This is a genomic window from Bradyrhizobium sp. 23, from assembly GCF_023073295.1.
In the GTDB taxonomy this organism is placed as follows: Bacteria; Pseudomonadota; Alphaproteobacteria; order Rhizobiales; family Xanthobacteraceae; genus Bradyrhizobium; species Bradyrhizobium canariense_D.
Genome location: NZ_JADPJF010000014.1, coordinates 109,894 through 120,044 on the forward strand (window position 1 = coordinate 109,894; position 10,151 = coordinate 120,044).

Annotated in this window: 9 protein-coding genes and 2 pseudogenes; 3 read left to right on the forward strand and 8 right to left on the reverse strand. The window is 65.3% G+C overall.

The features are described from left to right. The 3 genes and pseudogenes from IVB32_RS42950 to ggt form a co-directional block, all read right to left on the reverse strand. Positions 1-108, reverse strand: a pseudogene (locus IVB32_RS42950) (xanthine dehydrogenase family protein subunit M); the annotation flags it as partial. A gap of 43 nt (positions 109-151) precedes the next feature. Then, the gene (locus IVB32_RS02665; RefSeq protein WP_085349950.1) at positions 152-766 is read right to left on the reverse strand and encodes a (2Fe-2S)-binding protein; all 615 of its coding nucleotides are present in this window, start codon (positions 764-766) and stop codon (positions 152-154) included. A gap of 169 nt (positions 767-935) precedes the next feature. Further along, on the reverse strand, positions 936-2,522 hold the full coding sequence (ggt, locus tag IVB32_RS02670) for a gamma-glutamyltransferase (RefSeq protein ID WP_085357460.1): 1,587 nt from the start codon (positions 2,520-2,522) through the stop codon (positions 936-938). A 184-nt stretch (positions 2,523-2,706) separates the two neighbouring features. Here ggt and IVB32_RS02675 point away from each other — a divergent pair, with 184 nt between their 5' ends. Both IVB32_RS02675 and IVB32_RS02680 read left to right on the forward strand, forming a co-directional pair. Continuing rightward, positions 2,707-3,474 (forward strand): rhodanese-related sulfurtransferase, encoded by a 768-nt coding sequence (locus IVB32_RS02675; protein ID WP_085357458.1) that lies wholly within the window; start codon positions 2,707-2,709, stop codon positions 3,472-3,474. After that, complete coding sequence (locus IVB32_RS02680; RefSeq protein WP_007606917.1) at positions 3,464-3,682, forward strand: SlyX family protein; 219 nt, start codon at positions 3,464-3,466, stop codon at positions 3,680-3,682. The genes IVB32_RS02675 and IVB32_RS02680 overlap by 11 nt, the downstream gene beginning before the upstream one ends. A gap of 6 nt (positions 3,683-3,688) precedes the next feature. Here IVB32_RS02680 and IVB32_RS02685 read toward each other — a convergent pair whose 3' ends face one another. Next, the gene (locus tag IVB32_RS02685; RefSeq protein ID WP_247409698.1) at positions 3,689-5,593 is read right to left on the reverse strand and encodes a diguanylate cyclase; all 1,905 of its coding nucleotides are present in this window, start codon (positions 5,591-5,593) and stop codon (positions 3,689-3,691) included. 171 nt (positions 5,594-5,764) lie between these two features. Beyond that, the gene (locus tag IVB32_RS02690) at positions 5,765-5,980 is read right to left on the reverse strand and encodes a hypothetical protein (protein ID WP_007595236.1); all 216 of its coding nucleotides are present in this window, start codon (positions 5,978-5,980) and stop codon (positions 5,765-5,767) included. Positions 5,981-6,090: 110 nt separating this feature from the next. Between IVB32_RS02690 and hemE the strand changes: the two genes are divergently transcribed. After that, a complete protein-coding gene (hemE, locus tag IVB32_RS02695; RefSeq protein WP_247338853.1) occupies positions 6,091-7,125 on the forward strand; it encodes a uroporphyrinogen decarboxylase in 1,035 nt (344 codons plus the stop codon). A 202-nt stretch (positions 7,126-7,327) separates the two neighbouring features. On the opposite strand, the gene hemC is transcribed toward hemE, so the two are convergent. The 3 genes and pseudogenes from hemC to IVB32_RS42955 form a co-directional block, all read right to left on the reverse strand. Continuing rightward, positions 7,328-8,308, reverse strand: a complete 981-nt coding sequence (gene hemC / locus IVB32_RS02700) for a hydroxymethylbilane synthase (protein ID WP_247372600.1) — start codon at positions 8,306-8,308, stop codon at positions 7,328-7,330. A gap of 25 nt (positions 8,309-8,333) precedes the next feature. After that, positions 8,334-9,959 (reverse strand): choline dehydrogenase, encoded by a 1,626-nt coding sequence (locus IVB32_RS02705; protein WP_085394149.1) that lies wholly within the window; start codon positions 9,957-9,959, stop codon positions 8,334-8,336. A 51-nt stretch (positions 9,960-10,010) separates the two neighbouring features. Continuing rightward, a pseudogene (locus tag IVB32_RS42955) lies at positions 10,011-10,151 on the reverse strand (TetR/AcrR family transcriptional regulator); the annotation flags it as partial.

Here is a 10,151-nt window from a genome sequence, read left to right on the forward strand (position 1 = left end):
GAGCTTCATCAGGTCGATCAGCGTGGTGCCGCCCGCGAGCGGCTGTGCTGTAGCCTTCGTCAGCGGATTGTTCGCAGTTGCGGCAGCACTGAGCGCCTGCACCGCCATGTCGGGGTCTGTTGCCCTTTGATACGAAAACGGTCGCATGCGCCTAGCCTTTCATGATCTCGGGCGCGGCCTGCTTCACGGCGGCGACGATGTTGGGATAGGCGGCGCAGCGGCAGATGTTGCCGCTCATGTATTCGCGGATGTCGGCCTCGCTGCCCGCATGCCCCTCCTTGACGCAGGCAACGGCGGACATGATCTGGCCCGGCGTACAATAGCCGCATTGAAACGCATCGTTGTCGACGAAGGCCTGCTGCATCGGGTGCAAATGATCGTCGGTGGCAAGGCCCTCGATCGTGGTGATCTCCTGCCCCTCGGCCGCGAGCGCGAGCGTCAGGCACGACACCACGCGCCGGTCGTCGATCAGTACCGTGCAGGCACCACATTGGCCGTGGTCGCAGCCCTTTTTGCTGCCGGTGAGCTTGAGATGCTCCCGCAGCGCGTCGAGCACCGTCGTGCGGGCGTCGATGCGCAGGCGCTTGTCCTTGCCGTTGACCCGCAGCGTGACATCGACAGGAAGCGCCGGATCCTGGGCGGCCGACACGCTCGCATCCTGCGCGGCCGCACGCGCCGTCATGGGGACCAGCGCGCTGCCGGCAACGCCGGCCATGAAGGCGCGCCGATCGAATCCGGACGGTCCGGAACCTGATTTTTCGGACATGGAGGGCCTCCGCCGCTTCGAGCAAGAGCAGCGCACGCCTGCACCGCTCATCGGCCCTTAACCTGAAGCAATGAGCTCCGTTCCGAACGAGAAAGGGCGACGCAGCAAATGCCGCGTCGCCCTTCGTCAACTTTTCCTGATCTCGCGCGGGGAACTCCGTGCGCGGTGGTCAGTATCCGAGCGCGCAACCGTCTTTGCGCGGATCGGAACCGCCGGTGAGCGTGCCCTTGTCCCAGTCGATCCAGATCGCCTGCGCGCCGCCGAGCGGACCGACGACGCTGGTGGTCTTGTGGCCGAGCTTCTTCAGGCCTTCGACAATGGCGGCCGGCACGCTGTCCTCGAGCTGGTACTGACCTTCATAATGCAGGCCGCGCGGCATATCGATCGCCTCCTGCACGTCGCAGCCATAATCGAGAATGTTGGTCACCACATGGGTCTGGCCAACCGGCTGATATTGTCCGCCCATCACCGCGAACGGCATCACGGAACGGCCGCCCTTGGTGAGCAGGCTTGGCATGATCGTGTGCAGTGGACGCTTGTCGCCGGCGATGCAATTCGGGTGGCCGGGCTGGATGCGGAAGCCGCCGGCGCGGTTCTGGAGCAAAATGCCGGTCTTGTTCGAGACGATCGCCGAGCCGAAGGAATGCGCAACCGAGTTGATGAAGGAGCAGACGTTGCGGTCCTTGTCCACGACGGTGATGTAGATGGTCGACGGGTTCATCGGCGGCGCGACGTTCGGCAGGTCGAGCATGCGGTCCATGCGGATCTTGTCGATGTGCTCGTTGCAGTATTCCTTGGCGAGGATCCTGGCGACCTCGATCTGCATATGCTCGGGATCGGCGACATGCAGCTCGCGATGCATGTAGGCGATGCGCGCGGCCTCGGCTTCGAGGTGGAAGCGCTCGATGCTGAGCGGCGCGTATTTCGTCAGGTCGAAACGCGACAGGATGTTCAGCATCAGCAGCATGGTGAGGCCGGGTCCGTTCGGCGGGCACTGCCAGACGTCATAGCCCTTGTACATGGTGCCGATCGGCGTCGTCGTCTCAGTGGTGTGCGCGGCGAAATCGTCGATCGTGTGCAGGCCGCCGATCCCGCGCAGGGTCTCCACCATGTCTTCCGCGATCGGGCCCTTGTAGAAGGCGTCGCGGCCGTCCTTGGCGATCGCCCGCAGCGTCTTGCCGAGCTCGGCCTGGCGGATGACGTCGCCGGCCACCGGCGGCTTGCCGTGCGGCAGCAGATACCGCTCCGTGTTGGTGCCGGCCTTCAGCTTCTCGAACTGGTTCTTCCAGTCGAAGGCGATGCGGGGGGCGACGACGTAGCCTTCCTCGGCCGCCTTGATCGCAGGCTGAAGCAGCCGGTCGAAGCCGAACTTGCCGTGATCGCGCAAGACGGTTGCAAAGGCGTCGATCACGCCGGGGATCGAGACCGCATGCGCCGAGGTCAGCGGCACGGAGTTGATCTTGCGCTCGAGATACCAATCGGCGTTCGCCGCCTTCGGGGCGCGGCCGGAGCCGTTATAGGCGATGATCTTGCCCTCGCCGCGCGGCTGGATCAGCGCAAAGCAGTCGCCGCCGATGCCGGTCGATTGCGGCTCGATCACGCCGAGAATGGCCGAACCCGCGACGGCCGCGTCCACCGCCGTGCCGCCCTCGCGCAGCACCTCGATCGCGGCAAGCGACGCCTGCGGATGCGAGGTCGCCACCATCGCGTTGGTGGCGTGGACCGTGGACCTGCCGGGGAAATGGAAGTTTCTCATCGAATTCTGCTCTCATTGGGCGTCTGGTGCGGATGGCGCGCCATCTCGGAAAATCCGGGCCTACATGACACATTCCGGCCGGCCGGGGCAATGCTGGCATGCCAGGGAAATGGCTGCCATCCGCCGGGAATAGAGCTGCTCGATGCGGGTTTTCCGGGCGAGCCCCGCCTGCTAAACGGGCGCCATGATTTACAAGGTCGCCGCCTTCTACCAATTCGCCGCCCTGCCCGATTACCGCGAGCTGCGCGAGCCGCTGCGCGCGTTCTGCGCCGGCCTGGAGCTAAAGGGCAGCGTGCTGCTCGCGCAGGAGGGCATCAACGGCACGGTCGCGGGCGCGGGCGAGGCGATCGACGCGCTTACCCAAGAGCTCGCTCACGGCGACATGTTCGGCGGCAGGTTGAACAATCTCGAATTGAAGTTCTCGACCGCCGAGACGATGCCATTCGGCCGGCTCAAGGTGCGGTTGAAGAAGGAGATCGTCACGCTCGGCGACGAAAGCGCCGACCCGACGCGGCAGGTCGGCACCTATGTCGATGCGGCCGAATGGAACGCGCTCATCGAAGCGCCGGATACGCTGGTGCTCGACACCAGGAACGCCTTCGAGGTGGCGATGGGGACGTTCGAGGGCGCGCTCGACCCCGGCATCAGGAGCTTTGGCCAGTTCAAAGATTTTGCGGCCGAGCAGCTCGATCCCGCCAGACACCGCAGAATCGCGATGTTCTGCACCGGCGGCATCCGCTGCGAGAAGGCGAGCGCACACCTGCTCGCGCGCGGCTTTGCCGAGGTCTATCACCTCAAGGGCGGCGTTCTCAAATATCTGGAAGAGGTGCCGGAGGCTCAGAGTCGCTGGCGCGGCGAATGCTTCGTGTTCGATGAGCGTGTCGCGCTCGGCCACGGTTTGCAAGAATGTGGATTGCGCGAACGGGACAAGGACGCGGCACGTGACGAATGAGATCAAGACGCTCGGCGAGCGCATCGACACGCTGGAGACCCGCCTCGCCTATCAGGACGACGCGATTGAGACGCTGAACCAGACCATCACGGCGCAGTGGAAGCAGATCGACGCGCTGACGCGGAGAATCGCAGAGCTCGGCGAGCGGCTGCAGGAGGCCGAGGCGAATGCGCCGGGAGCCGCCAATGAGCGTCCGCCGCATTATTGAGCGGGCTTACTGACCGGACGCCTTGAGAAGAAGGTTACTCACCTCGCCCGACATCATCAGCCGGTTGCGCCCGGCCTCCTTGGCAGCATAGAGCGCCTGGTCGGCGGCCTCGACCAGCGAGGTGACGCCGGCCGTGCGCTCCAGCGCCGGCCGGCACGCAGCACCGCCGAGCGAAGCGGTGACGCAGCCAGCCACATGGTTGCTGGTGTGGACCAGGCCCGCATCACGGATCGCCCGTCGAATCCGGTCGCCGATCAGGGCGCAGCCCGCAGCGTCGGTGTTCGGCAACAACATGGCGAACTCCTCGCCGCCGTAACGCGCCGCAAGATCGCCGGAACGCTGCGCCTCAGCAGCGATGATCTGGGCCACCTGCCGGAGGCAGGCATCGCCCGCGGGATGGCCGTAGTCGTCGTTGTAAGACTTGAAGTGGTCGACGTCGATCATCAGCAAAGAGAGGCTGGAGCGCTCGCGATAGGCACGCGCCCACTCCTCCTTCAATCGTTCATCGAAGCGGCGGCGATTGGCAAGCCCGGTGAGGCTGTCTTCGATCGCGAGCGTTTCGAGCCGGGTCTCGAGCTTCTTCTGCTCGGTGATGTCGCGCGAGATCGCGACCACGCCGTCGACGCCGCCATTCTCCTTGCGGGTCACCCGCATGGTCGATTCGAGCCAGACTTCCGAGTTCTGCCGGTGCACATTGCGATAGGTGACCCGCGCCTCCTCCGCATCGCCGCGCTTCATGGCGTCGACGAGGGCCTGGACCTGCGGCCGGTCGTCCGGGTGAATGCCGGCCAGCGCGAGGGTACCGATCAGTTGATTGGCGCGCCAGCCAACGACGCCAATCGATGACGGCGAGACATAGCGCAGCCGCTCGTCGAGCCCGATACGGGTCACCATGTCACTGGAGCCTTCGGCAAGCAGCCGGAAATGCGCTTCCTTCTCGACCAGCGCGGCCGCCATACTCTGGCCCCGTTGCAGCTGCCGCACCAGCACCGCACCGATGATCGCGATCAGCATGACCAGCGCGAGCACGTAGAGCATGCGGGAGATCGCCGCAGCACGCCAGGGCGCCAGCAATTCGGCCTTGTCGACGGTGGCGAGCAGGACCAGCGGATAACGGCCGGAGCGCTTGAAGAAGCTGACCCGGTCGGCACCGTCGAGCGGCGACTTGAAATGGTAGGCGCCGCCCGGCCGCTGCAAGGCGGTATCGCGGAACAGCGGCGTATCGGCAACGCTGCGACCGACGAACCTGTCGTTGCTGGGGTTACGCGCGATGATCAGGCCGTCGCCGTGCGTCAGCGCCACCGAGCTGTTGCGGCCGATCTCGAACTGTTCGTAGAAATGCGAGAGATATCCCGAGCTGATGGTCGCGAGCACCACGCCGCCGAAGCTGCCGTCGAGCTTGTTGAAACGGCGCGACAGGGTCACGACCCACTCACCGTCGAGCAGGCTCTTCACGGGACGGCCGACATGGGGCTCCCGTTTCGGCGAGAGCTGGTGATATCGGAAGAACGCGTCGTCGTTTAGCGTCGAGCCGATCGTGCCAGGCGAGGTCAACCAGTTGCCGCGCTCGTCGATGATGGCGAGGCTATGGATGCGCTCTATCGCCTTCTTTCGCGCCTCCAGCAGGTTTCGGAGCTTGGCGATCGTGGCCGGCTCGGTGCCGTCCATCTCCAGCCGGCTGACGACGCCGACGACGCCTGAATCCAAGAGATCGAGGCTGTCCTCTGCATGTTGCGTCAGCGAGCGCGCAACGTTCGCCATTTCTGCCTCGGCGCCTTTGAGCACCGCGTCGCGGGCCGCCCATTCCCGCCAGCCGCTGACGCCGAGGATGGCCACGCAGGTCAGCGCGACGAACGCAGCCGCCCGCAGCGGCAGGCGGCTCCATCCGGCTCTTTGGGTTACAGCACTCATGCAGCAGAATTCTCCGATGACCGGAAACTCTGCTGCTTCTGTTATTGAACTCTGAAACACCGGGAGAAATATGCAGTGATGTCCCCGGCTTTCCGTAGTCGTACGGACGCCGGAATCAGCGCATCGCTAACAAGGCATTAGCAAACCTATCGGAATCCGGCGCTCTCCGCCTTAGCTGAAGATCGCCTTAACCTTGTCCCAGAGCGAGGGATTGTCGGCCTCCGCATCGGCCTTCGAGGGCGTCGGCTGGGCGGCGCTCACGGGGTCGGACGCCGGGAAGGTATCTTTCAGACCGGCGTCGAGCTTGGCGTGGCGGTCGGCGGCGAGCGCTTCGTGCAGATCGTCGGCGTGCTTGTCATGCGGCGCGGGGTTGAATGTCTCAGCCATGGTCTCGTCCTCCGTTGGCTGGTCAACGCGGCCCAATTGCGCTTGGTTCCCCTGTTCCGCTTCGGGCCGTGGCGGTGTATCAGGAGCCCTAACCATCTTCAGGACCGTTCGTGCCCCAGTCTGCGACCAAACCATTCATCGACGTCCTCTCCGGCCCGCGGCAGGTCGTTCCGCCGATCTGGATGATGCGGCAGGCCGGCCGTTACTTGCCCGAATATCGCGAGGTGCGCGCCAAGGCCGGCGGCTTTCTCGATCTCTGCTTCAACCCGGAGCTTGCCGCCGAGGTGACGCTGCAACCGATCCGGAGGTTCGGCTTCGATGCGGCGATCATCTTCTCCGACATCCTGGTGATCCCCTATGCGCTCGGACGTTCCGTGCGCTTCGAGGTCGGCGAGGGTCCGCGGCTCGAACCGCTGGATGATCCCGCCAAGGTCGCAACACTGGCGAAGCACGCCGATTTCGGCAAGCTCGCGCCGGTGTTCGAGGCCCTCAAGATCGTGCGCAGCGCGCTCGATCCCAAGATCGCGCTGATCGGCTTCTGCGGCGCTCCGTGGACGGTGGCGACCTACATGGTCGCCGGCCAGGGTACGCCCGACCAGGCCCCGGCGCGGATGATGGCCTACCGGCATCCGGAGGCGTTCGCAGCTATCATCGACGTGCTGGTCGAGAACTCGATCGAATATCTGCTGGCGCAGCTTGCGGCCGGCGCCAACGCCTTGCAGATCTTCGACACCTGGGCCGGCGTGCTGCCACCCTCCGAGTTCGCGCGCTGGTCGGTCGAGCCGACCCGGCGCATCGTCGAAGGCGTGCGCGCCAAGGTGCCGGACGCCAAGATCATCGGCTTTCCGCGCGGTGCCGGTGCGCAACTGCCCGGGTTCGTCGAGGCGACCGGCGTCAACGCCGTCAGCATCGACTGGACCGCGGAGCCGGCCTTCATCCGCGAGCGCGTGCAGAGCAAGGTTGCGGTTCAGGGCAATCTCGATCCACTGGTGCTGATCACAGGCGGCGCCGCGCTCGACCGCGCGGTCGACGACACGCTGGCGAATTTCGCGCAAGGGCGGTTCATCTTCAATCTCGGCCACGGCATCCAGCCGGAGACGCCGATCGCCCATGTCGAGCAGATGCTGAAGCGGGTTCGGGGCTGATTTATTTTGCGCCTGGGGAGCGGAAAAACAAAAAAACGCGAAAACAACCCCATGCACAGTAGAGAGGCCACGCCCGATCAATGACTTAGGGCGGACTGAAATCAGGTGCGCCGTCATCGCATCAGAGTGCGCCAACATTTGACCCGTCGGGCAAAACAGGCGCATGATGCCATCATCCACCGATGCCCGCCTCGCGGCCGACTTAGCGCGGCCGGCTGCGCTCGATGATCTCCGCGGCGCCCTTGGCCAGCAGATCCAGTCCCACCGCACGGCCGAGTTCGCGTGGGCGATTGGCGGGGCCCGAACGCAAGGCTTCGATGATGGTGTTGCCGGAGAGATCGAGCACGGACGCGGTGAGCGACATCTGATCACCCGCAATGGTCGAAAAGCCCGCCACCGGCGAATTGCAATGGCCGTTCAGCACCCACAGCACCTCGCGCTCTGCATCGGCGCAGGCGTGGGCAGCGGGATCGTCGATCGATGCGAGGATGCGACGCGTCTGCCAGTCCTGCGCGGCGCATTCGACGGCGACGATGCCCTGCCCCGCTGCCGGCAGCATCTCGGCTGCGGTAAACTCGTAGGCGATGCGCTGTGAAAGGCCGACGCGGTCGAGGCCGGACCGCGCCATGATGAGCGCATCCGCAGGCCCCACCGCGCCGCCATCCGGCAGGCGCTGCTTCTCGCCATTGTCGAGTTTTCGCACGCGCGTGTCCGCGGCGCCGCGGAAGTGGATGATCTCCACGTCCGGAAACAACCGCCGCGCATAGGCGGCGCGGCGGACGGCGTTGGTGCCGATCTTGAAACCCTTGCCACGAGATTGGCGCAACGCCTCCAGCGTCACGCCGTCACGCAGCACCAGCGCGTCGTTGGGAGGATCGCGCGAGAGCGTGGCGCCGATCACGAGGCCGGGCGTGTCTTCGTTGCCGGGCATGTCCTTCAGCGAATGCATCGACGCGTGGAGTTCGCCCGACAGCACCGCGGCGCGGATCTGCGCCACGAAGGCACCGCCCTTGCCGCCATGGGGCAACAGCTTGCTGGTCTGGTCGAGATCGCCCGTGGTGTCGAACTTGACGATCTCGACGTCGAGATCGGGCATGGCGGCGGTCAGGCGGCGCGCGATCTCTTCCGTCTGTGCCAGCGCCATCGCGCTCTTGCGTGTGCCGATCTTGAATCGCGTAGCCAAGCCCAAATCCTCTCAAGACGCGAGTTTACCGCGCATCCTCCAATATCATGTCGGAGGCCTTTTCGGCGATCATGATGATCGGCGCGTTGGTGTTCCCCGACACGAGATCGGGCATGATCGAACCGTCGACGATTCGGAGGCCTTCGAGGCCCCTCACCTTCAGCCGCTGATCGACCACCGCGAGCGCATCATTGCCCATACGACAGGTCGAGGTTGGATGGTAGATGGTGCTGCCCCGCTCACGGCAATAGTCCAGCAGCTCGGCATCCGTGGACACCTTCGCTCCGGGATCGTACTCGTCGACCACGAACGGCTTCAGCGCCGGTGCATGCAATATCTTGCGCAGGATCTTCAGGCCTTCCACGTTGGTGGTGCGGTCGGTCTCGGTCGACATGTAGTTGATGCGGATCTCCGGCGGCACTGTCGGGTCGGCGCTCTTGATGCGCAAGGACCCGCGGCTTTCGGGACGGAGCTGGCACACCGACGCCGTGAAGCCGGAGAAATCGTGCAGCTTCTCGCCCATCTTGTCGGTCGAGAACGGCAGGAAGTGGACCTGGATGTCGGGCGAGGCCAGCCGCGGACTGGTCTTGAAGAACGCGCCCGCCGTGCCGGCCGCGATCGTCAGCCAGCCTTTGCGGAACAGCGCATAGCGCGCGCCAGCCATGGTGCGGCGGAGCGGATGATTGACGGTGTCGTTCAGCGTGATCTTCTGCGAGCAGCGCATCACGATGCGGACTTGCATGTGGTCCTGGAGATCGTGCCCGACGCCCGGCGCGTCCAGCACGACGTCGATGCCGTGCTTGCGCAGGAGGTCGGCGGGTCCGACGCCGGAGAGCTGGAGCAGCTGCGGCGAGTTGTAGGCGCCGCTCGACAGCACGACCTCCTTGCGCGCACGGGCGCGGCGCAATGTGGCGCCCTGACGGTATTCAACGCCGATCGCGCGGCGGCCCTCGAACAGCACGCGCTGGCCAAGCGCGCCAGTTTCGATCTTGAGATTGCGACGGGCCTTGGCGGGGCCGAGATAGGCCACCGCCGTCGAGGCGCGGCGGCCGTTGCGCGTCGTGGTCTGGAACAGGCCGACGCCTTCCTGGGTGGCGCCGTTGAAATCAGGATTGTAGGGCAGACCGGTCTCGACCGCGGCATCGATGAAGGCCTTCGACAGCGGGTCGGTCACCACCATGTTGGAGACCGGCAGCGGGCCGCCGCTGCCGTGGTATTGATCGGCGCCGCGCGACTGGTTCTCGGCCTTCTTGAAATAGGGCAGCACGTCGTCATAGCCCCAGCCGGCGTTGCCGCGCTGACGCCATCTGTCGTAATCCTCGTGCTGACCGCGGACATAGAGCAGGCCGTTGATCGAGCTCGATCCGCCCAGCGTCTTGCCGCGCGGCTGGAACACCTGACGGCCCTTCAGCTCAGGCTCCGGTTCGGTCTGGTACATCCAGTTGACGGTCTTTTCCTTGAACAGCTTGCCGTAGCCGAGCGGCACGTGGATCCAGATGTTGGAATCCTTCGGGCCTGCCTCGAGCAGCAGCACGCTGTGCTTGCCGTTGGCCGACAGCCGGTTGGCGAGCACACAGCCGGCAGAGCCGGCACCGACGATGATGTAGTCGAATTCAGGGTCGGAGGGTGTCAGGGAGGAAGTTGCGTTCATGCGCTACTGTTCTTTTTGTTGACGGGCGTTTCCAATCATCACTTAGCACGATCATGCAGCCACGCGCAGCGCCTCGACCAGCGACCTGAACGCACGGGCATATTCCGCACCCGCCCTTGCGATATCGGCGCGTCCGGCGCAGGCGACGGCGGCCTCCGTTACCGCGCCGAGCAGCAGCCGGGCCAGCGGCTC